At 37.8% G+C, this 22,009-nt stretch carries 25 protein-coding genes and 1 pseudogene; 19 read left to right on the plus strand and 7 right to left on the minus strand.

Annotated features, from left to right (window positions below):
- Positions 1 to 132 precede the first annotated feature (132 nt).
- Positions 133 to 303 (minus strand): hypothetical protein, encoded by a 171-nt coding sequence (locus tag RCG25_RS07745; protein ID WP_308083092.1) that lies wholly within the window; start codon positions 301 to 303, stop codon positions 133 to 135.
- A gap of 162 nt (positions 304 to 465) precedes the next feature.
- Between RCG25_RS07745 and RCG25_RS07750 the strand changes: the two genes are divergently transcribed.
- Together RCG25_RS07750 and RCG25_RS07755 are read left to right on the plus strand one after the other, a co-directional pair.
- The gene (locus RCG25_RS07750) at positions 466 to 1,146 is read left to right on the plus strand and encodes a response regulator transcription factor (protein WP_308083093.1); all 681 of its coding nucleotides are present in this window, start codon (positions 466 to 468) and stop codon (positions 1,144 to 1,146) included.
- Positions 1,147 to 1,189: 43 nt separating this feature from the next.
- On the plus strand, positions 1,190 to 2,164 hold the full coding sequence (locus tag RCG25_RS07755; protein WP_308083094.1) for a F510_1955 family glycosylhydrolase: 975 nt from the start codon (positions 1,190 to 1,192) through the stop codon (positions 2,162 to 2,164).
- Between the two features lie 26 nt (positions 2,165 to 2,190).
- On the opposite strand, the gene sigK is transcribed toward RCG25_RS07755, so the two are convergent.
- Both sigK and pssA read right to left on the minus strand, forming a co-directional pair.
- Entirely contained in the window at positions 2,191 to 2,907 is a 717-nt protein-coding gene (gene sigK / locus RCG25_RS07760; protein WP_308083095.1) for an RNA polymerase sporulation sigma factor SigK, read from the minus strand.
- Between the two features lie 155 nt (positions 2,908 to 3,062).
- On the minus strand, positions 3,063 to 3,602 hold the full coding sequence (gene pssA, locus RCG25_RS07765; protein WP_308083096.1) for a CDP-diacylglycerol--serine O-phosphatidyltransferase: 540 nt from the start codon (positions 3,600 to 3,602) through the stop codon (positions 3,063 to 3,065).
- Positions 3,603 to 3,729: 127 nt separating this feature from the next.
- Here pssA and RCG25_RS07770 point away from each other — a divergent pair, with 127 nt between their 5' ends.
- Positions 3,730 to 4,512, plus strand: a complete 783-nt coding sequence (locus RCG25_RS07770) for a phosphatidylserine decarboxylase (RefSeq protein WP_308083097.1) — start codon at positions 3,730 to 3,732, stop codon at positions 4,510 to 4,512.
- 70 nt (positions 4,513 to 4,582) lie between these two features.
- On the opposite strand, the gene RCG25_RS07775 is transcribed toward RCG25_RS07770, so the two are convergent.
- The gene (locus RCG25_RS07775) at positions 4,583 to 4,723 is read right to left on the minus strand and encodes a sporulation histidine kinase inhibitor Sda (protein ID WP_308083098.1); all 141 of its coding nucleotides are present in this window, start codon (positions 4,721 to 4,723) and stop codon (positions 4,583 to 4,585) included.
- A gap of 454 nt (positions 4,724 to 5,177) precedes the next feature.
- Between RCG25_RS07775 and RCG25_RS07780 the strand changes: the two genes are divergently transcribed.
- The 8 genes from RCG25_RS07780 to RCG25_RS07815 are packed head-to-tail and all read left to right on the plus strand — an operon-like array spanning position 5,178 to position 10,250.
- Positions 5,178 to 5,693 (plus strand): YqeG family HAD IIIA-type phosphatase, encoded by a 516-nt coding sequence (locus RCG25_RS07780; RefSeq protein ID WP_308083099.1) that lies wholly within the window; start codon positions 5,178 to 5,180, stop codon positions 5,691 to 5,693.
- A 3-nt stretch (positions 5,694 to 5,696) separates the two neighbouring features.
- Positions 5,697 to 6,800 (plus strand): ribosome biogenesis GTPase YqeH, encoded by a 1,104-nt coding sequence (gene yqeH, locus RCG25_RS07785; RefSeq protein ID WP_308083100.1) that lies wholly within the window; start codon positions 5,697 to 5,699, stop codon positions 6,798 to 6,800.
- A 52-nt stretch (positions 6,801 to 6,852) separates the two neighbouring features.
- Positions 6,853 to 7,692, plus strand: a complete 840-nt coding sequence (aroE, locus tag RCG25_RS07790) for a shikimate dehydrogenase (RefSeq protein WP_308083101.1) — start codon at positions 6,853 to 6,855, stop codon at positions 7,690 to 7,692.
- Positions 7,686 to 7,976: a ribosome assembly RNA-binding protein YhbY gene (gene yhbY, locus RCG25_RS07795; RefSeq protein WP_308083102.1), complete on the plus strand. Its 291-nt coding sequence runs from the start codon at positions 7,686 to 7,688 to the stop codon at positions 7,974 to 7,976. The genes aroE and yhbY overlap by 7 nt, the downstream gene beginning before the upstream one ends.
- A gap of 27 nt (positions 7,977 to 8,003) precedes the next feature.
- Complete coding sequence (locus RCG25_RS07800; RefSeq protein WP_308083103.1) at positions 8,004 to 8,573, plus strand: nicotinate-nucleotide adenylyltransferase; 570 nt, start codon at positions 8,004 to 8,006, stop codon at positions 8,571 to 8,573.
- On the plus strand, positions 8,563 to 9,129 hold the full coding sequence (gene yqeK / locus RCG25_RS07805) for a bis(5'-nucleosyl)-tetraphosphatase (symmetrical) YqeK (protein WP_308083104.1): 567 nt from the start codon (positions 8,563 to 8,565) through the stop codon (positions 9,127 to 9,129). Before RCG25_RS07800 ends, yqeK begins: the two co-directional genes overlap by 11 nt.
- 3 nt (positions 9,130 to 9,132) lie before the next feature.
- Positions 9,133 to 9,489, plus strand: a complete 357-nt coding sequence (gene rsfS / locus RCG25_RS07810; RefSeq protein ID WP_308083105.1) for a ribosome silencing factor — start codon at positions 9,133 to 9,135, stop codon at positions 9,487 to 9,489.
- Entirely contained in the window at positions 9,486 to 10,250 is a 765-nt protein-coding gene (locus RCG25_RS07815; protein WP_308083106.1) for a class I SAM-dependent DNA methyltransferase, read from the plus strand. Before rsfS ends, RCG25_RS07815 begins: the two co-directional genes overlap by 4 nt.
- Before the next feature lie 246 nt (positions 10,251 to 10,496).
- Here the strand turns inward: RCG25_RS07815 and comER are convergent, their stop codons facing one another.
- Entirely contained in the window at positions 10,497 to 11,318 is an 822-nt protein-coding gene (gene comER, locus RCG25_RS07820) for a late competence protein ComER (RefSeq protein WP_308083107.1), read from the minus strand.
- Positions 11,319 to 11,408: 90 nt separating this feature from the next.
- On the opposite strand from comER, the gene RCG25_RS07825 reads away from it, so the two are divergent.
- The 3 genes and pseudogenes from RCG25_RS07825 (at position 11,409) to RCG25_RS07835 (ending at position 14,995) form a co-directional block, all read left to right on the plus strand.
- Positions 11,409 to 12,056: a helix-hairpin-helix domain-containing protein gene (locus tag RCG25_RS07825; protein ID WP_308083108.1), complete on the plus strand. Its 648-nt coding sequence runs from the start codon at positions 11,409 to 11,411 to the stop codon at positions 12,054 to 12,056.
- Positions 12,057 to 12,129: 73 nt separating this feature from the next.
- Positions 12,130 to 12,576, plus strand: a pseudogene (locus tag RCG25_RS07830) (ComE operon protein 2); the annotation flags it as partial.
- Positions 12,577 to 12,667: 91 nt separating this feature from the next.
- Positions 12,668 to 14,995 carry a DNA internalization-related competence protein ComEC/Rec2 gene (locus RCG25_RS07835; protein WP_308083110.1) on the plus strand — a complete coding sequence of 776 codons (2,328 nt, stop codon included), beginning with the start codon at positions 12,668 to 12,670 and terminating at the stop codon, positions 14,993 to 14,995.
- Between the two features lie 73 nt (positions 14,996 to 15,068).
- On the opposite strand, the gene RCG25_RS07840 is transcribed toward RCG25_RS07835, so the two are convergent.
- On the minus strand, positions 15,069 to 15,203 hold the full coding sequence (locus RCG25_RS07840) for a YqzM family protein (RefSeq protein WP_307286666.1): 135 nt from the start codon (positions 15,201 to 15,203) through the stop codon (positions 15,069 to 15,071).
- Positions 15,204 to 15,508: 305 nt separating this feature from the next.
- Between RCG25_RS07840 and holA the strand changes: the two genes are divergently transcribed.
- The gene (gene holA / locus RCG25_RS07845; protein ID WP_308083111.1) at positions 15,509 to 16,525 is read left to right on the plus strand and encodes a DNA polymerase III subunit delta; all 1,017 of its coding nucleotides are present in this window, start codon (positions 15,509 to 15,511) and stop codon (positions 16,523 to 16,525) included.
- 54 nt (positions 16,526 to 16,579) lie between these two features.
- Here the strand turns inward: holA and rpsT are convergent, their stop codons facing one another.
- Positions 16,580 to 16,840, minus strand: coding sequence for a 30S ribosomal protein S20 (gene rpsT / locus RCG25_RS07850; RefSeq protein ID WP_308083112.1), 261 nt, complete (start codon positions 16,838 to 16,840; stop codon positions 16,580 to 16,582).
- A 222-nt stretch (positions 16,841 to 17,062) separates the two neighbouring features.
- Between rpsT and gpr the strand changes: the two genes are divergently transcribed.
- The 4 genes from gpr to lepA all read left to right on the plus strand — a co-directional run bounded on the left by gpr (position 17,063) and on the right by lepA (position 21,996).
- Entirely contained in the window at positions 17,063 to 18,187 is a 1,125-nt protein-coding gene (gpr, locus tag RCG25_RS07855; RefSeq protein ID WP_308084122.1) for a GPR endopeptidase, read from the plus strand.
- Positions 18,188 to 18,315: 128 nt separating this feature from the next.
- A complete protein-coding gene (spoIIP, locus tag RCG25_RS07860; RefSeq protein WP_308083113.1) occupies positions 18,316 to 19,521 on the plus strand; it encodes a stage II sporulation protein P in 1,206 nt (401 codons plus the stop codon).
- Positions 19,522 to 19,539: 18 nt separating this feature from the next.
- On the plus strand, positions 19,540 to 19,866 hold the full coding sequence (locus RCG25_RS07865) for a YqxA family protein (RefSeq protein ID WP_308083114.1): 327 nt from the start codon (positions 19,540 to 19,542) through the stop codon (positions 19,864 to 19,866).
- A 294-nt stretch (positions 19,867 to 20,160) separates the two neighbouring features.
- Positions 20,161 to 21,996 carry a translation elongation factor 4 gene (gene lepA / locus RCG25_RS07870; RefSeq protein WP_308083115.1) on the plus strand — a complete coding sequence of 612 codons (1,836 nt, stop codon included), beginning with the start codon at positions 20,161 to 20,163 and terminating at the stop codon, positions 21,994 to 21,996.
- The last annotated feature ends 13 nt before the right edge of the window (positions 21,997 to 22,009 follow it).

Below are 22,009 nucleotides of genomic sequence, written 5' to 3' on the forward strand. Positions count from 1 at the left end.
GTTGATTATTGTCAAAAAATTAACACTTCCGCCTTCCATTATAATTTACTTTTTCTAAAAATTCTATATTATTGGTTTTTACAGAAAAAAGAGGCTGAGTTTACTTAGAGAAATTCAGCCTTTTAAATAGTATTAACAAACTCTTGTATACCACCACCAGCCTCCGAAGAGTAACAACAGAATAAATAAGACAATGACGACTGCAATCCAAAAACCACTGCCTGCAGCATATGGAACTGGATAAGCTGTATATGGGGCCGGGTATCCATAAAAACCATAAGGACTAGGATAACCAAAAGGCATCTAGATTCCCCCCTTTATCCTTTTAGAATAGGGTATGAGCCCTTGTTTAAGCTTGTATAGGCGAACGTGTATGTCCTAATCAATTCAACAAATATTTCACAGCTAATTGGATCTATTCTATAGTATAATTTTACTTAGATTGAAACCGGGAGAGGAATACCATTGAAAAAAATACTGCTTATTGACGATGAAACTCGGATGTTAGACTTACTTTCCCTTTATTTAACACCAAAAGGTTATGACTGCATCAAAATGACTTCTGCTTTCCAAGCGGTTCAATACCTTGGTGAAGCAACTGTGGACCTTGTCTTATTAGATATTATGATGCCAGAAATGGATGGCTGGCAAGCCTGTAAGGAAATTAGAAAATTGGGAGATACCCCGATTATCATGCTTACTGCTCGTAGCGAAAAAATGGATATTGTTAAAGGGCTGAAACTGGGGGCAGATGATTATATTTCCAAGCCTTTTGATGAAGAAGAGCTAATTGCACGTATAGAAGCTATTCTAAGAAGAAATAAAGGACCCTCAAGTAAAATAGACTTTAATGGTCTTTCTCTAAATGAAGAGTCATTCGAGGTTTCCTATCAAGGACATCCTGTTTTGGTTACTCTCAAGGAATTTTCCTTACTGACTCTTTTATTAAAAAATAGAAATAAAGTATTTACCCGTGAGCATTTGTTGACTACTATTTGGGGGTATGCGGTTGCAACTGAGGATCGGACCATAGATTCCCACGTGCGAAATTTACGAGACAAATTGCGAAAATCAGGTTTTCCTGTGGACGATTATTTGACAACTGTATGGGGACTAGGGTATAAGTGGATGGATAAGGATTCGTAAACGAAAACCTCATAGTTTAAGATAATGTTCAGGAGGTAACAAGGTGAAAGTTCAAATGAAAGTGATATTGGCTATGTTAATAGGAATATTACTTATTGCAACAGGTTGTAGAAACAATAGTGAGGACCAAGAAAAGAATCAACAGGAAAAAAAGGCTGAATCAAAGGCTAAATTTGAAGTGGTTGAGGCCAGTTCATTCAGTGTAAAAAATATACGTGGAATTGGTTATCCAGGCAATGATCAAGCACTGTATCTTGCCACAAATGCCGGTTTAAAATTCTACAAAGATTCAAAGTGGTATGAATCAACCACGAATCAACATGATTATATAGGATTTCAAGCAGTAGAAGCTGGTTTTTTAGGAAGTGGACACCCTCAAAAGGGGACAGGCTTTAAAGACCCGCTTGGTGTAGTGCGCAGTGTTGATCAAGGAAAGACACTTGATCAGCTGGCATTCTATGGGAAGAGAAACTTCCACTTTATGGCTGCCAGTTTTTCAGGTGAAGGGCTTTATGTAATTAGTGAAACACCTGAAGATGGTTTAAGCTATGGTGTCAACTATTCTACAAACAATGGCGATACGTGGACAAAGAGCGCATTTAAGGGGTTTAATGCGGACTCATTAGGAATGATAGCAGTACACCCTACTAATGGTGATATCGTGGCAATGTCTACACGAACGGGTATTTATTATTCATCTGACAATGGAAACACGATGAAGTTAATTACTAATCCCATTATGGTGACAGCCCTTACGTTTAGCGGGGATACAATCCTATTTTCTAGTGTGGAGAATGATAAGATTTTTTTAAAAACGTTAAATCCTGTAACTGGCGAACAAGGAGTATTGGCTTTTCCTTTCTTAGATTATGATAATCCTATTACTTATTTAGCGGTTAATCAAAAGGATCATAATCAAATCGCCTTTACTACCTATAAAAATGATATTTATCAATCTAAAGACGGCGGAAAGAATTGGAGCGTTCTTCTTAAAGACGGAAAAAAAGAGCAGGAGTAACTGCTCTTTTTTTAATGCGTGTTTCTTTAATTTTTTTTCTTACGTTCTTTTTCAGCCCGATAAAATTCATGGAACATTTTCATTAAGGCGCGCTTTTCTATTCTCGAGACATAACTTCTTGATATTCCTAATTCCTTAGCAATTTCTCGTTGGGTTTTTTCCTTTTGTAAGTCTAGGCCAAAACGCCCCACAATCACTTCTTTTTCTCGATCATCCAAAACTTCTATATACTTTTTTATTTTCTCCAGTTCCATATTAAGCTGAATGGTATCGATAACGTCCTCAGATTCCGATTTAAGGACATCAATCAATGAAATCTCATTTCCTTCCTTATCCTGACCGATCGGATCATGCAAGGAAACATCTTTCTTTGTTTTCTTTAGTGCCCGTAAATGCATAAGAATTTCATTTTCTATACAACGAGCAGCATAGGTTGCAAGTTTTGTCCCTTTACCTTCTGAATAACTCTCGATTGCTTTTATTAAACCAATTGTTCCAATTGAAATTAGATCTTCAGAATCCTCCCCGGTATTTTCAAATTTTTTAACTATATGCGCGACAAGTCGTAGATTGTGTTCAATTAACATATTTCGCGCATGCGGATCCCCTTCTGCCATTAACCGTAAGTACTTTCTTTCTTCAGCAGCAGATAGGGGCTGAGGAAAAGCATTATTTTTAACGTATGAAACAAGAAATAAAAATTCTTTCATTAAATATCCGAGAGCTGTTAAGATTCCAGACATCCACATCCACCCCCGTGCTTTCTTTTTTGGGCTAGGGCCTATTACTAATTCCTATGAAGAAATCGGGAAAATGTGTCTGTCCATTCAAATTAATATTTTATTTTATAAAATGAAAAGCACCAACCGTAAAAGTGGTTGGTGCGAATTGTTGATTATTAGACTTTTTTCAGTTTAAATGAACTTACCATTAGGAATGATAGAATGATGATAATGAATAAGAACGTTTGAGCTGGCACGTAAGGAATGATTAGAAAGCTTAAGGTTGCCAAACAGCCTGCAGCTGTAATTGGTAAACCAGTAAAATATCCATTACTCTCAGTAATGTTGAACCGAGCTAGTCTAAAAGCACCGCAGCCGATATAAAAAACAGTAAAAAATGATCCAGGTCCGCCGAATTCATGCAAAATTCCTTGGTATAGTAATAGTGCTGGAGCCACTCCAAATGATATAATATCACTCATGGAATCTAATTGTTTTCCGAGTTCTGATTCAATATTGAATTTTCGTGCTACCATACCATCAAAACGGTCGGCTAAGGCTGCAATAAAAATTAGCAGTAAGCTTAGTCTTAAATTTCCATGTAGTCCGAATACAATCGCAAATCCGCCTAATGATAAATTGGCAAGCGTTATTACATTGGCTGTTTGAGATTTTAATTTCTTTATTGTTTGGTCCAATACGTCCAACAAAAACATTTCTCCTCATCACTCCTTTTTTTAGCAAAAGGAAAATCATTTTTTTTAGTTTATTCTATAATATTTAATTCTAAGCTTTTTATGACAGTTCGTAAAGAGTATTTTTACACTATTTGGGGGTAGATTGATGATACAAGGTTTATATCGTCTCATGATTGAATTAACGAATGGAAAGTGGACATCCAGCCTTTTAAGAAGGTTTGCCCGTTCACGTGCAAGCCGATTTGTTGTACCATCCTTTACAAGAATTTATCAGTTGAATGTGGATGAAATGGAAAAGTCAGTCTCGGAATATCCTACTCTTCATGATTTATTTGTTCGAACGTTAAAAAACGAATCTCGAGTTATTGACAGAAGTGAAGACTCCGTTGTTAGTCCCGTTGATGCCGTTATAGAGGACATTGGACCGATAAAAGAGACAAGTGAAATTTTAGTAAAAGGAAAAACGTATTCCATCGAAGAAATGCTTGGTGATCAAGAAGTCTTATCTAAATACTTAAATGGTACATACATGATTCTCTATTTAAGTCCAAGTCATTACCATAGGATACACAGTCCTGTTGATGGCACAGTAACGAAGCAATGGACACTAGGGGCTAAATCCTATCCAGTAAATAAGTTAGGGTTAAAATATGGAGTTCGTACCCTAGCAAAGAATTATAGGGTAATAACTGAAGTAAAAACATCATTCGGGCATGTGGCTATTGTAAAGGTTGGAGCGATGTTTGTTAATTCAATTGAAACAACGCATAAAGGATCAGAACTTGAAAAAGGGGGAGAAATGGCGTATTTCAGTTTTGGTTCAACGGTGGTCCTGCTATTTGAAAAGAACACCTTCCAAGTGGAATCAGCTATTCAGACACCAAAGGATATCAAGGTTGGCGAAAAAATAGGTGTAATACACAAATAAGGCAGGGAGTTTCTGCCCTAGAATATTCTTATAAAAAAAGAAAAGCCCATAATAGGGCAGTGTAATGGTTTTAGGAAGAGAGCTTTATTTTATTATATAAGGAACGTCGGTTAATTTCGGACTCAATAAGACCGATAAAATCCGGGCTTAAGTTTAATTCCTTTGCTTTAAAATATGACTCAATTAATAATTCATCTGACAGTTTTCTCACGTCAGAATCCACCTCCGATTATAAATAAATTGTTCTATTTGATGAAAACTAAACATAAAATAGTACGTTCAATTGGTGTACCCTAAATCTACCAAATTTATCCCTATAGAACAATCGTTCTATTTATCCACAACTTCTAGTGGATAAGTTGTGGTTAATTTGTTTATAAACTAAGGAAACTCAAGGAGTTCAATGGGTATAATGTTAATAAGGTTATCCACAGGATGAAAAAAAGTAGATCTTTGTCGAAAAATATTTTTTATTTTTTAAAAAAGATGTTACATCCATTAAAAATAGCTGTTTTTTAGTTCCAGTAGAATTAGACGTGGTCGAATTTTGTTGAATCAGACATTGATCATTTTTCTTTTGAAACAAAGGGTATTATTGGTTATGATTGTACAAGTACAGATGAAAGAGCTATTCATATTAAGAATTATAATGAGGTGTAAGCTTAGTGTTAAAACAATTTTTACCAGATGAGCATGTGAAAAGCATTCTGGATATTTCGCCTGAACAATTAAAGGAAAAAGGGATAAAAGGGATTATTACTGATTTGGATAATACATTAGTGGAATGGGATCGTCCGAATGCCACTCCCCAATTAATTAATTGGTTTGATGAAATTAGAAAACATCATATTCTTGTAACCATTGTTTCAAATAACAATGAGGAACGTGTAAAGGCTTTTTCTGATCCTTTAAACCTTCCGTTTATCTTTCGCGCACGGAAGCCGCTCGGACCTGCATTTAACAAAGCAGTTAGGCAAATGGGCATAAAAAAAGAAGAGACCGTCGTTATAGGGGACCAATTATTAACGGATGTACTTGGAGGAAACCGTAGTGGTTTTCATACCATTTTGGTTGTACCTGTTGCCCAAACCGATGGCTTCTTTACAAAGTTCAACCGTTTTGCTGAGAGAAGGATCTTAAACTGGTTCAGAAAAAAAGGAATGCTTCAATGGGAGGATTAATTTGTGAGTGAACAACATATATGTATAGGCTGTGGTGTAAAAGTTCAAACGGAAAATCCGGAATTAATAGGCTATGCACCATCTTCTGCTTTAGAGAAAGAAATAATTGTTTGTCAAAGGTGTTTCCGGCTCAAGCATTACAATGAGGTTCAAGATGTTAATCTTACCGACGATGACTTTTTAAAGATTTTAAATGAAATGGGAAAAACTGATGCCCTTATTGTGATGATTGTTGATATCTTTGATTTTAATGGAAGTTGGTTACCGGGATTACACAGATTTGTTGGGAATAACAAGGTACTGCTTGTAGGTAACAAGGTGGACCTTTTACCAAAGTCGGTCAAACACAATAAATTAATTAACTGGATGAAGAACGAGGCAAAGGAACTGGGATTAAGAGCAGAAGAGGTGTTCCTTGTTAGTGCAGCCAAAGGTCAGTTTATTAAAGAAACAGCCGCAGCTATTGATGAGATGCGAAATGGAAAGAACGTTTATGTGGTTGGCTGTACAAATGTAGGGAAATCAACCTTTATCAATAGAATTATTAAGGATGTAACAGGGGAAGCGGACCTCATTACTACCTCGCATTTTCCTGGGACTACATTGGATATTATCAAAATCCCACTTGACGATGGAAAGTATCTAATTGATTCTCCTGGAATTATCAATCACCATCAAATGGCTCATTTTGTTGACAAAAGTGATTTAAAAGTGATTACCCCTAAAAAGGAGATTAAACCAAAAGTATTCCAACTGAATGAAGGTCAAACCTTATTCTTTGGAGGCTTAGCACGATTTGATTATATCAGTGGAGGTAGAAGGTCATTTGTTTGTTATGTATCCAATGATTTAACTATTCATAGGACAAAAACAGAAAATGCCTCTGAACTTTATGAAAAGCATGTCGGGGAAATGCTAACACCGCCACAGCCGGAACAAGTTGATTCTTTCCCAGAGTTAGTAAGACAAGAGTTTGTGGTGAGGGAAGCTAAAACAGATATCGTTTTTTCAGGGTTAGGCTGGATTACGGTCAACGAGCCTGGGGCAAAAGTGGCTGCTTATGTTCCAAAGGGTGTACAAACGTTAATACGTAAATCTTTAATTTAAATACGTATGTAAAACAAATGATAAAAAGTCAGATTGGGTGAGGAGAAAAAAGGTGAAAAAGCTTTTTGCTGTTTTGGGCGATCCGATAGGGCACTCGATGTCGCCAGTCATGCACAATGATTTATTCTCTTTTTATAATATTGATGCCTATTATCTTCCCTTTCAAGTAAAATCAGAGAATCTAGAGGATGCCGTTAAGGGATTAAAGGCAATTGGCGCAGGTGGATTTAATGTCACTGTTCCCCATAAAAGCAAGATTATTCCCTTTTTAGATGAGGTAGATGAATTAGCTGCCAGCATTGGAGCAGTAAATACAGTCGTGAATGACGGTGGAAAATTAATTGGCTACAATACTGATGGACCAGGATTTTTAAGTGGACTCCATACAAGTCTTCCTTCTATAGAAGGAAAAAGGGTCTTAATCATTGGTGCAGGTGGTGCTGCAAGGGCCATTTATTTTACCTTGGCAAAGGAACGACCTGCGGTGATTGACATTGCTAATCGTACTTTGGAGAAAGCTCAGAGCTTGATTGAAGCATGTCCATATACCATCTCGTCTGCAGCAAAATCTATTGCCGAAGCCGGTAACCAAATAGAAGAATATGATTTAATCATTCAAACAACCATGGTTGGGATGTCACCTCGGTTAGATGAAAAACCTTTGGATTTAAATAATCTAAGGAAAGAGTCAATGGTTTGTGATATAATTTACAATCCGCTTACAACTCAATTTTTACATGATGCAAATGGACAAGGGGCACGAACGCAAAATGGAATTGAGATGTTTGTTTATCAAGGAGCCCTTGCCTTTGAAAAGTGGACAGGAATACTCCCGGATATCCAACGAATGAGAGAGAATGTGTTGAAACAATTAGGAGGAAAAACATGTTAACAGGTAAACAAAAACGTTTTTTACGTTCAAAAGCACACCACTTGGATCCTATTTTTCAAGTAGGAAAAGGCGGAGTCAATGATAATATGATTAAACAAGTATCGGACGCACTTGAAGCGAGAGAACTTTTTAAGATCAGTGTCTTGCAAAATTGTGAGGAAGATAAAACAGTAGTTGCTGAACAGTTAGCTGAAGGTACAGGTGCTGAACTTGTCCAAATCATTGGGAACACGATTGTCCTGTATAAAGAGTCTGTTGAAAAGAAAACAATCACTCTTCCATAATCCAATGTAGTAAAGGATGGCGAATGCATGAAGAAGGTTGGAATTTTGGGAGGAACATTTGATCCTCCACATTATGGTCATCTGATGATTGCTAATGAGGTTCTTTCCGCACTTGAACTTGATGAAATTTGGTTCATGCCAAACCAGGAACCTCCCCATAAGAAAAAGACAGGTTCTGTTAAAAATGAAGATCGTCTTCGGATGCTTGAGCTTGCAACTCAAGGAAATTCAGATTTTAAAATAGAGACGATTGAATTAGAAAGAGAAGGTCCTTCCTATACTATTGATACTATGAAAAAAATAAATGATAAGTATACTGGGTATCAATTTTTCTTTATCATTGGGGCAGATATGATCGAATATTTACCGAAATGGCAACAAATTGATGAGCTTGTTAAGCTCGTTCAATTTGTTGGTGTACATAGGCCGTCCTATAGTCATCAAACTAATTATCCTGTTCTTTATGTGGAGGTGCCAGGGATGGACGTATCGTCAAGTATGATAAGAGATCGTGTGAAGAGTGAAAAGACTATTCGATATTTACTGCCTGATGCTGTCATTGAATTTATTGAGGAGAAGCGCTTATATGGAACGTGAAAAAGCATTACAGCTTGTTAAGGAGCAGTTAACCGAGCACCGGTATCAACATACTATCGGGGTCATGGATACAGCCATAATACTCGCTAAGCGATTTGGAGCCGATGTAAAGAAAGCCGAAACCGCTGCTATATTTCATGATTATGCAAAATTCCGTCCAAAAGAGGAAATGAAGGAAATCATCACTACTCAAGGGTTTCCGCTGAATTTGCTTGAATATAATTCCGAATTGTGGCATGCTCCTGCAGGCGCATACTTAGTCGAAAAAGAAGTGGGGATTACGGATCGTGAGGTACTAGATGCCATCCGTTACCATACATCTGGAAGAGTCGGAATGACCTTGCTGGAACAGGTCATTTATTTGGCAGATTATATGGAGCCAGGCCGTCACTTTCCTGGTGTAGAAGAAGTGAGAGAGCTTGCGCAAGACAATTTACAGCGTGCGTTAATTAAATCAGTTCAAAATACCATGATATTTTTATTAAAAAAGAATCAAAAGGTGTACCCTGATACATTTTATACTTACAATGACCTTGTTAATAAATTGGAGGATTGATGGATGAATAATCAAGATCTATTAAAAATGGCTGTAAAGGCAGCAGACGATAAACGTGCAGAAGATATTTTGGCTTTAAATATGAAGGGCATATCTCTAATTGCAGACTACTTTATTATTTGCCACGGTAATTCAGATAAACAAGTACAAGCGATTGCTAGAGAGATTAAGGAAAAAGCCCAAGAGAGCGGCTATGATGTAAAAAGAATGGAAGGCTTTGATGAAGCGAGATGGGTGTTAATTGATTTAGGTGATGTGGTAGCCCATGTCTTCCATCGTGAGGAAAGAAGCTATTACAATTTAGAACGCTTATGGGGCGATGCGCCGCTTGAAGATATCCATAGTGAGTTAAATTCATGAGTTATGAACAATTTGCCTATTTGTATGATGAGCTAATGAAGGATGCTCCTTATGACGAATGGGTAAGTTTTGTCAAAGAACAGCTTGTAAACTATAACGTGACTGGGGTTCGCCTGCTTGATTTAGCCTGCGGTACGGGAGAACTCTCCATTCGCTTTGCGAATGAAGGGTTTCAAGTAACTGGAGTTGACTTATCGTCCGATATGCTGGCTGTTGCGCAGGCAAAGGCAGAAACAAAAGGAATTCATATTCCTTTGTTTGAACAGAATATGATTGATTTGGAAGGACAGGGCCAATTCGATGTGATCGGTATATTCTGTGACTCACTCAATTACCTGCAAACAGAAGAGGACGTTAAAGAGACGTTTTCTTCTGTATTCCAGCATTTAACGCTTGATGGACTATTTATGTTTGACGTGCATTCCACTTACAAAATCTCTCATGGTTTTATTGACCAAACCTTTGCGGTAAATGATGAGGGTCTTTCCTATATTTGGAATAGTTTCTCTGGAGAAAAAGAGTACAGTGTGGAACATGATATAAGTTTTTTTGTGTTAGATGAACTGTCGGGTAAATATGATCGGTATGATGAAATTCATTACCAACGGACCTATCCTATTGAGCAATACTCAGACTGGTTAAATGAAGCAGGCTTTGAATTGCTCAAGGTTTGTGCGGACTTCGAACCAAAATCACCCGAGCCACAATCCGAACGAATCTTTTTCGTCGCTCGAAAAAAAATAAAAAATGAGGCTGACTAAAAGTCAGCCTCATTTTTTTGAAATGGCTATGTTAAAGAACATTGTTGATTTTTATACCCTGTTGATTGGAGCGGAAGGAGCGAAGACTCCTGTGGGAGTATGGTTCAGGGGAGACCCCGCAGGCGCTAACGACGAGGAGGCTCGCCGAAACACCCACGAACCGCTCGCTCCTGGAGCGGAAATCAACAGAAAAATTTAACAAAGCCTTAAAAATAAAGAAGGAATTTGTCTAATGCTATCGAATAATTACTTAGAGAATTGCATTTCCACTTTATCAAGATCTTCTTTAAATTTTGAATGGGTCGCCTGGAACAAATGTTCAAACACGTTCCCCAGTTCATTGTCTAACACCTTTATCCCTTCACCCGTTATTCCACCTTTTACACAAACTTTTTCTTGTAATGATGGTAGAGTGTAGTGACCTTGTTTTAACAACTCACCAAGTCCCACAATCATCTCACTTGCAAAAATGGTTGCAGTGGCTTCGTCAATTTCTGTCTCCTTCACTGCTGCTTGTATGAATCGCTGTAGGAGATAGCTGAAGAAAGCCGGGCCGCAACTCACAATATCTGATGCCACCCTCGTAATGTTCTCGTCAATACTAACTGGTACCGAAATCTTCGTAATTAAAGTTCCAATTTTTTCTCTCCAAAGGTCACTACAATTTTCTCCATAGGTAAGTAAGGACACGCCGGATAATGCCCGATTTGTAATACTTGGAATTACTCGGATTACTGAACAAGATACCTTTTTTTCAATTTGGCTTGTACTGACAGGACTTGTTATGGATATAAGACATTTTTCATCATTTAAGTGAGGGTTTATATCATCCAGTAATTTATAAATGTCTAATGGTTTGACACAAATAAATAATAAATCGGATTGAGCCGCCACCTCTTCCGGAGTTGCCCCAACCCTAATTTCCCTATATTTATCTTTAAGCAGCATGGCTTTAGATTTCGTTCTATTTGTAATGATCATTGAAGAAGGGGATATGGCCTTACTATCAATCAAGGCCTCCACCAAAATTCTCCCCATATTACCGGTACCGATGATACCTAGATTCATTTTCCGACCCTCCTTCGCATGCAATATTCTTTTATAACCATATGAAAAGTAAATGTGAAATATACCTTCGATTTGAAAGGATGGATCCTAATGAAAGACTGGTTGTTGGAACACAAGTTTTACATGGTGGTTGCTATAATTATTGGTTTAAGTTGTTTTTATTATTTTTCCTTCATAGAAAATGCCCCTGTTGCAACTGAGACAATTTCCATGGAAAGCACGCTGAAAGAGGAGGGTCAGGAAAACACGAAAAATAATCAACCCGAACAAAAGGAAAAGACAGAGAAAATTATGGTTGATGTAAAGGGACAAATCAAGCAACCGGGCGTATATCAGGCAAATACAGGTGATCGAGTCATTGATGTCATTAGCCGCGCTGGTGGGTTAACGGTGCAAGCTGACCAAACCCAAGTTAATTTTGCTGCACATGTTGTTGATGAAATGGTTGTCTATGTACCGGCCAAGGGTGAGGAAACCGCTGCTGCTGTTGTTGGTTCCATAGATGGAAACTCCACCGTAATAGCGAGTACCAGTGAGGGTCAGGCTAAAATTAATATTAATAAAGCGGATGAAAACGAACTGCAAAACCTCCCTGGAATTGGTCCGTCTAAGGCAGCTGCCATACTGGAATATCGGAACACAAACGGACCATTTAAGGTGGTAGAAGACCTTAAAAATATTAGTGGGATTGGGGATAAAACTTATGAAAAATTAAAGGATTTAATTGTGGTTCACTGAATCATAGATTGACCTATAGTACAAGTACCCTTACACTAAATGTAAACTTTTTAATTCTAGGGAGTGGGGAATCGTGAATCGACTATCTTGGGATCAATATTTTATGGCACAAAGCCACTTGCTGGCACTAAGAAGCACGTGCACTAGGCTTACAGTAGGTGCAACCATTGTTAGAGATAAGCGTATTATTGCGGGAGGCTACAACGGATCGATTGCAGGGGGCGACCATTGTATTGATAAAGGATGCTATGTGATTGACCACCACTGTGTAAGAACGATTCATGCAGAAATGAATGCCTTGCTCCAATGTGCTAAATTTGGTGTACCTACTGCTGATGCTGAAATCTATGTGACTCATTTTCCTTGCCTCCAATGCTGTAAAGCCATTATCCAAGCGGGCATAAAGACAGTTTATTACGCGGAGGATTATAAAAATCATCCATATGCCATTGAATTATTTGAGCAAGCGGGTGTAAAAATTGAAAAGGTAGAACTGACTGAACAAGTCATCGACTTTAGAAAGATCACACAATAGCTTTTTCTTGGCGCCGGTCATATCCGGCGTCATCCCTTTCAAACTCCTTAAAAAACCTACAAATTGGAGAAGTAAAATGAATGGAAAGTATATGTATATTGCCCTTTCTGCTTTGTTGGGCGTACTATGCGCTCTTGTAACGTTTTTTCCTTTCTTTATTCTAATGATTATTTATATGTATTTACTGTATCAATACAAAAGATTTTCGAAGGAACAAATAGCCCTCCTCGTGGTTATTTTTACCATCTCTCTGTTAATAGGAATGAGGGGGGAAAGAATGAATCACTCTCTTATACCTGAATCTACCACAGCCTTTACTCTGGAATACATAGAAAATCCCAAAATTGATGGCGATTTATTACAGGTAGAGATAAAGGAAAAATTCCACAATGAGAATCTCCTCCTACGTTACAAATTAAAATCAGAAAATGAAAAAATAAACCTTCAGAATAAAATTTTTTTTAGTCGGGTTTGCAGGGTATCGGGTTCCTTGAAAAAACCGGCGATGGCCAAAAATCCAAATGGATTTGATTATCGTAACTATCTCTCCAATAAGCGCATTCATTGGATACTTGAAACCAATGAAAATCCACTCCAACATTGTACTTCCATTCCGTCTTCATTACTGGTTACCTTAAAACAATTTCGTTTTACGGGTACGCGTTATCTTATCGACCATTTCCCTATTGAAATTGCTTCACTGTCCGCAGCTTTAATTTTTGGCGATAGGAGTTTACTGAATCCGGCCTTGCTTGGTAATTATCAAAGAACTGGCATCGTTCATTTATTAGCTATTTCTGGACTTCATGTTTCCTTGTTAATTGGGGTTGTTTTTTATTTGGGGCTGCGGGTAGGAATCACAAGGCAGTGGATGACGAATGTTCTTTTGGTGGCTATTCCTGTCTATGTAATCCTTACAGGGAGCTCTCCATCCGTGATTAGAGCTGGATTAATGATATTCCTTGTCCTGCTAACGACAAAATGGAAAAATAGACTTAAGCTTTTACCAATTGACGCAATATGTTTGGCCTTTATTATCTTTTTGTTTATAGATCCACTGGCAATTTTTGATGTTGGTTTTCAACTTTCTTTTTCAGTAAGCACGGCCATCATTCTGTCAGCTGGATTAATCTTTTCTATTTATCAGCACAGTTTATTACGGATGTTAGTTACATCTGTTATTTCTCAATTAGCAGCCTTTCCATTTTTACTTTATCATTATTTTGAGCTTTCATTAGTCGGCATTATCGCCAACATGCTGTATATTCCTCTCTTTTCCTTTGTATATCTTCCAGGTGTTTACTTCCTCTTTGTCGTTCAACTGCTATTCAGTAATACTCCAATCATTTTTGTAAATAGTTTCTTGAAAATCATTTCCTTTTTTAATGAAGTCATCGATTATGCGGCAAAAATCCCTTTTGGGAGCTTTATAGCTGGTAGGCCCAATCTTATACTTTTAATAGTGGAAATCATCATTATATTTGCGGTCTTTTGTAATTGGGAAGAGATTACTTCATCCAAAGGGAAAAGACATCTTATTTTGTTGGGTATTCTGCTTTTCAGTCTTCAAATGGAGTTAAACAGATTTAATCCTTATGGAGAGGTGACTATGATTGACGTCGGGCAAGGGGACAGTATTCTAATTCAACTTCCTTTCCAAAAAGGAACCATTCTGATTGATACAGGAGGAACGATGCAATACCATGTGGAAGAATGGAGGCAGCGAGCAAATCCTTTTGAAGTGGGGAAAGATGTGGTAGTACCTTTCTTGAAAGGTAAAGGTGTTACAAAAATTGATAAACTGATTTTAACACATGGAGACATAGACCATATCGGAGGTTCCTTTTCTATTTTAGAAGAGCTTAAGGTCAAACAAATCTTAATACCCTCGGTTATTGCTCCGTCTGAAACAGAGCTTGATATCATTAAAATAGCTAAAAAGAAAAGGATACCTGTTATAAAAGTTGCGGCCGGGGATCATTGGAATATTGATGAATTTGAATTCTTTATCCTTTCTCCGGAAAGAAATTTTGCGGGTGAAAGAAACAGTGGGTCAATTGCCTTTGTTTCAAGGTTAGGGGGACGGAATTGGTTTTTCGGGGGAGACCTTGATCAGGAAGGAGAAGAGAAAATTATTAAGAAATATCCAAATCTAACAATTGATGTACTTAAGGCAGGACATCATGGAAGTAAGACATCGAGTGCTGAATTATTTATTCATCAAGTTAAACCAAAGACAGTTTTAATTTCTGCCGGTGAAAAAAATCGTTTTGGTCATCCACATCAAGAAGTGCTTGAGCGGTTAAAAAAAGTCAATGCTACCATTTACCGAACTGATTTACAAGGAGCGATTACGTATCGTTTTTATAAACAGAAAGGAACCTTTTCAACCTTCTTACCATAAGATAAAGCATTCAATAAGAAATAAAAAAAGACTGCAAGGTAGCAGTCCTTGATTACGGTATGTAAACCCTTCATTATGAACCGATAAGCTTAATAACAGTTGCGATAATGAACAATAAAGCAAAGAAGCCAAAAGAAACCCCAAATCCTACTCCAGAATCGATAGCGTCGTTACGTTTGCTTTGCACGTTTTTTTCAAATTGATTCACAATCTACCCCTCCTATTTTCAAAATATAGTATAAGCTATTTGGCTGAAAAAATCCAGCCTCCCTTTACCGTTTTCCTGTAATGACAAGAGTTGTCAAAATACTATGATTCAGTTAAGGCTACACTATTATTACGTTAGGAACTCCGCCAGGCAATTACAGATCCTAGGGCTGAATATTGCAGGCGTTCATTATAGATCGGGAATTGGCACTTATTAGTTAATTGCTAATTCCCTTTAAGTACTTGTCAAATCGTCCAAGCTTCATTACGATAAGATGTAAGTGAAATGAAGGGGAGCGCTGGACAATGGTATTGGATATTTGGAGGAGAATCAAAAAAAAAGAAATTGCTCCTATCTATTTATTATATGGAACAGAGGCATATTTAATCAATGAAACGAAGCAACTACTTCTTAACCGTATATTAGACGAAGAAGAGAAGGACTTTAATTTTTCTGCATATGACTTAGAGGAGACTCCCATTGATGTGGCATTGGAGGATGCAGAAACGTTTCCTTTTCTAGGTGAAAAAAAAGTTGTTTTTTTACATAATCCCGTATTTTTAACTGCTGAGAAAACGAAGGAAAAGGTTGAACACGATTTAACAAAACTTGAAGCCTACTTGAAAGAACCAGCCCCGTATACGGTGATGGTTATTTCAGCGCCATATGAAAAATTAGATGAGCGAAAAAAAATCACGAAAGAACTGAAGAGAAACGCAGAACTAGTAGAAGCTAAAAAGTTAAATGAACATGAGTTGAAAAACTGGGTGAAGGATCGTGCGGCAGGAAATGGAATTGAAATTGAAGCGAATGCTGTTGATCAATTACTTGCCTTAGTTGGAACAAATATGTTTATGCTAACCACAGAAGTGGATAAGTTGGCTTTGTATGCAGCAGACCATAAAAGAATTGATGTGGATTTAGTTGAAAAATTAGTGGCCCGATCTCTTGAACAGAATATTTTTACCTTAATTGAGAAAGTGGTTCAACGAAAATTGGATGAGGCACTACGGATTTATTATGATTTGCTAAAGCAAAATGAGGAGCCAATTAAAATCCTTGCCTTACTAGCCGGGCAATTTCGCTTAATTTATCAAGTAAAGGAACTCTCTAGAAGAGGGTATGGTCAACAGCAAATTGCTGGTTACTTAAAAACCCACCCGTTTCGTGTCAAATTAGCAAGTGGGCAGGCAAATAAATTTACAGATGAAGAATTAGCTAAACTTATGGAATGGCTGGCTGAGGCTGACTATCAAATGAAAACAGGCGGTATGAACAAATCCTTGCTTATCGAGATGCTATTGTTTCGTTTAAAAAAGTAAAGAAACATAAAAAAACGATTCCTGAGCGGAATCGTTTTTTTATTGCGCGCTATATTATAGAGCGTTTGACTTTTTCATTAGACGTGATTTTTTACGAGCAGCAGCATTTTTGTGGATAAGACCTTTTGCAGCAGCCTTGTCTAATTTACTAGCAGCACTTACTAATGCTTCTTTTGCAGCAGCAGCGTCGTTAGTTGAAACAGCAGCTTCTACTTTTTTAACAGCCGTACGCATTGCAGATTTAGCAGTTGTATTTTGAGCATTACGAGCTTCAGTTGTTTTAACACGCTTAATAGCAGATTTAATGTTAGGCATTACATTCACCTCCTACAAAGAATCGAGACTATATGAACTCGACTTTACATTCATCAATAATAATTCAGAACAAGAAGTATTTTATCAAACGATGGCCTATATTGCAATACACAAATGAAAAGTGATAATTATTTAACTTGCATGTTTTGAAGTGAAGAGGGCAAAAATAGGGAATAGTTTCTATTTTATGGAGAACATGTTAGGAGTGAATTGTGAATGAGTATGAGTGAATCAATCGACTTAAGTCAATACTCGGTTAGAACTGACCTAGCCATTGAAGCAAGGGAAATGGTGATAGCTGGTAGAAAGGGGACTGTCGAGCAAGAGGAAGACCTTTCACAAATTGAGGGAGTAATAATTAAGGAAAAAGATGTTGACGATATAAAAATTTCTTTGGTTGAGGTAACAAAACAAGGAGAGCAGCAGCTCGGGAAAAAAGCAGGAAGATATTTAACGGTAGAGGTGCAAGGAATCCGTCAGCAAAACACAGACACACAGCACAAGGTAGAGGAAATATTTGCTAGGGAATTTGCTCATTTTCTAGAAGGGTCTGGAATTAAGAAAACAGACTCGTGCCTCGTTGTTGGACTGGGAAATTGGAATGTAACTCCAGATGCTTTAGGGCCAATGGTTTGTGAAAACCTTTTAATTACAAGACATCTCTTTCAGCTTCAACCTGAAAATGTGGAGGAAGGGTATCGATCTGTAAGTGCCTTGGCTCCTGGAGTGATGGGACTAACAGGGATTGAAACAAGTGATATTATTTTCGGTGTAGTAGAAAATACAAAACCGGACTTTGTAATTGCTATCGACGCCCTAGCATCTAGGTCAATCGAAAGGGTTAATTCAACTATCCAAATCTCTGATACAGGTATTCACCCTGGTTCAGGTGTCGGTAATAAAAGAAAAGAACTTAGCAAAGAAACGTTAGGGATTCCTGTTATAGCTATTGGAGTTCCAACGGTGGTGGACGCAGTTTCTATTACTAGTGATACGATTGATTTTATCCTGAAACACTTTGGTAAAGAATTGAAGGAGGGCAATCGCCCTTCAAGAGCGCTGGCACCAGCAGGTATGAGTTTTGGTGAAAAGAGAAAGTTAACAGAGGAAGATTTACCTGAAGAAAAACATCGGAAAACCTTTCTCGGAATTGTTGGCACCCTGCCAGATGATGAGAAAAGAAAGTTGATTTATGAGGTACTTGCACCAATTGGCCATAACTTAATGGTTACTCCAAAGGAAGTTGATGTTTTCATTGAGGATATGGCGAACCTCATTGCAAATGGATTAAACTCATCGCTTCACACGGCTGTTGATCAGGAAAACGCCGGATATTATACAAAATAAAATTTTCTTAGGGGTGTGTGGTTTTTAACCATTAGCCCCTTTTTAGAACAGCTTTAGCTGTATTTATGGTTCTACCAATTCTAGTAATGTCATAAGATTTACTAGAATCGTTTAAGTGGGGTGGAACTATGAAAAATGCTAGAACAAATGGAACGTTTTTTATCGTCCAAGGGACAAGCTTATTTAAAATAATCGCTGCTCTGTTACTCTTTATCATATTGATTTTTTCTATAAGCGGCCTCTTAACGTCACTCAAGCCACAATATAGACTTATGTCTCTTTCTGTAAATCAGGCTGCCACAAATGTGAATGGGGAACTTCTCTATCAACTGATGGGCTGGGAAAATCACCATTTTTTAAAGGTGGAAAATAATTGGGCTGCAACACCAACTCTGACCAATTTGGTTTTTAAGCTATCTAGTAATATTAATTTGAATGACCCACGAAGTCTTCTTGGAAGAGAGCTGCCGGGGTTCTATCAATTTGATGGAAAAATTCTTGTGGCAGGAGAGGGCACTAATTATACCAATATGCCAATTGAATCGGCCCCGCCCATTGAGATTATGAAGGCGGAACGGGAAGCGGCATTACAAAATCTTGAAGGATTAGATAAGCCAACAAACGAGAATCCTTCTACAACGCCAGGGCAAACGACGGGAAATCGACAAGTTGTCTATGTTTACTTCTCTCATAATCGGGAATCCTATTTACCATATCTTAAGGGCGTAACCAATCCAAATCTGGCTTATCATTCTCAAATTAATGTTACTAAAATTGGTGACCAACTTAAGACAAGCCTTAGCGATAGAGGAATCGGAAGCTTTATCGACAAAACAGATATCCAAGCAAATCTAAATAAAAAGGGTTGGAATTTTACGAAGTCCTATGAAGAATCCCGTTCTGTTGTACAAACAGCCATGGCTTCTAATAAAGAGTTGCATTATTTTATAGATATTCATCGTGATTCGCAAAGGAAGGAAAAGACAACCGTATCGATTGATGGAAAACCGTATGCAAAGCTTGCGTTTATTATTGGAGGTAAAAACCCCAATTATGAGAAAAATGCAAAGCTAGCAACAGAACTGCACAATCTTTTACAGAAAAAGTATAAGGGGTTAAGCAGAGGAGTTATGGTTAAAAATGCGGCCGGGTCAAATAGTATCTATAATCAAAACCTATCATCAAATGCCATTCTAATTGAGTTTGGCGGGGTAGATAATACGTTTGAAGAGTTAAACCGTTCTGCGGATGCTCTTGCTGAAGTATTTAGTGAGTACTACTGGCAGGCAGAAAAGGTGAATCAGGATGTTAAGCAGTCAACTGATAAACAATAAGTGTAAGGGAGCAGTTGTATGAAGTTATTTATGCTTAAAAGCGTTGGTATTGCCGCTCTCATGCTAATCTCTGTTTTAACAGGCATGCAATTAGCCAATAACGGAATTCATAAAATGAAAGGGTACGACGATCCAAACTTTCATCAGGCTGTCAGCTTAAATGATACCGATAATCACATAAGTGCCTCCATATTGGGTAATGATATTTCCAGTCATGATATTGAAGCAAAGAAGAAGAAGCTTGAGGAGATTAGCGCCTATAACTTCTTTTCCTCAATGGGGAAAAAAATGTCTGATGGGATATCAAATGCCTCTGAAAATCTGATTCAAAAAATAACGAAATAAAGCTAAAGCGGTGCCTAAGAAGGTGCCGCTTATTAATTTTGGGCAATGAATTGATTTTTCAAACCTGTTGATTGGAGTGGAAGGCACGAAGACTCCTGTGGGAGTATGGTTCAGGGGAGACCCCGCAGGCGCAAGCGCCGAGGAGGCTCGCCGAAACACCCACGGAAATCGAAGTGCCTGGAACGGAAATCAACAGACAATTTTAATAGAGCTTAAATTTAATTGAATCTCGAATGCTCTACTGATATAATCAAAAATAGTGTACATGTGCGAGTATAGTAGGAGTGAAAGACCATGAACAGAGAAGAAAAACTCAAACGACAATCAAAGATCAGAAATTTTTCCATTATCGCTCATATCGACCATGGAAAATCAACATTGGCTGATCGTATTTTGGAAAAAACAAATGCATTAACATCGCGTGAGATGAAAGACCAGCTTTTGGATTCCATGGATCTTGAAAGGGAACGCGGGATTACCATCAAGTTAAATGCTGTACAGTTAAAATATAAAGCGAAAGATGGAGAAGAATATATTTTCCATTTAATTGATACACCAGGGCATGTTGATTTTACGTACGAGGTATCAAGGAGTCTTGCTGCTTGTGAAGGGGCTATATTAGTCGTCGACGCAGCACAAGGAATTGAAGCACAGACACTAGCAAACGTATATCTTGCCTTGGATAACGACCTTGAAATTTTACCTGTTATTAATAAAATTGACTTACCAAGTGCCGAGCCAGAGAGAGTTCGGAATGAAATCGAAGAGGTTATCGGCTTAGATGCATCTGAGGCCGTTTTAGCTTCAGCTAAAGCTGGAATCGGCATTGAAGATATTCTTGAACAGGTCGTGAAAACAGTTCCAGCTCCAACAGGAGACCCGGAAGCGCCATTAAAAGCCCTGATTTTTGACTCGTTATATGATGCATATCGTGGCGTTGTTGCCTATGTTCGTGTAGTAGAAGGGTCTGTAAAAGTCGGCGACAAGATTAAAATGATGGCAACAGGAAAAGAATTTGAAGTTAACGAAGTGGGAGTTTTCACTCCAAAAGCTACACAACTTAACGAATTAACAGTTGGAGATGTTGGCTTTTTAACTGCATCTATTAAAAATGTCGGTGACACTCGTGTTGGTGATACCATTACAAATGCGAAAAACGGAACGACTGAAGCGCTTCCTGGTTACCGGAAATTAAACCCGATGGTATATTGCGGACTTTATCCGATTGATACAGCTAAGTTTAATGATCTTCGTGAAGCCCTTGAAAAGCTTCAATTGAATGATTCTGCTCTTCAATTTGAACCAGAAACGTCACAAGCGCTTGGTTTCGGTTTCCGATGTGGATTCCTTGGACTTCTTCATATGGAAATCATTCAAGAACGAATTGAACGTGAATTCAAAATTGATTTAATTACAACTGCACCAAGTGTTATCTACCATGTCTACATGACAGATGGTACAAAAGTCAATGTAGACAACCCTGCTAACATGCCTGAACCACAGAAAATTGACCGCGTAGAAGAGCCGTATGTTAAAGCGACAATGATGGCTCCAAATGATTATGTTGGTGCTATCATGGAACTTTGTCAGTTAAAGCGCGGGAATTTTATAGATATGCAATACCAGGGCGAGAACCGGGTTAGTATCGTTTATGAAATTCCGTTAGCGGAAATTGTCTATGATTTCTTCGATCAGTTGAAATCCAGCACAAGGGGCTACGCTTCTTTTGACTATGAGTTGATTGGTTACAAACCATCTAGCCTGGTTAAAATGGATATATTACTAAATGCAGAACAAGTCGATGCATTAAGTTTTATTGTTCATAAAGACTTTGCTTATGATCGTGGTAAGATTATTGTTGAAAAGCTGAAGGAATTGATTCCAAGACAACAATTTGAAGTTCCAATACAGGCCGCCATCGGTCAAAAAATTGTTGCTCGCTCTACGATTAAGGCGATGCGTAAAAACGTGTTAGCGAAATGTTACGGGGGAGATATTTCCCGTAAACGTAAATTACTTGAAAAGCAAAAAGAAGGTAAAAAACGGATGAAACAAGTAGGGTCTGTTGAAGTACCGCAGGAAGCGTTTATGGCTGTACTAAAGATGGATGACAATAGTACAAAAAAATAATAACAAATTGGAG

It is taken from the genome of Neobacillus sp. PS2-9 (assembly GCF_030915525.1).
GTDB lineage: Bacteria > Bacillota > Bacilli > Bacillales > Cytobacillaceae > Neobacillus.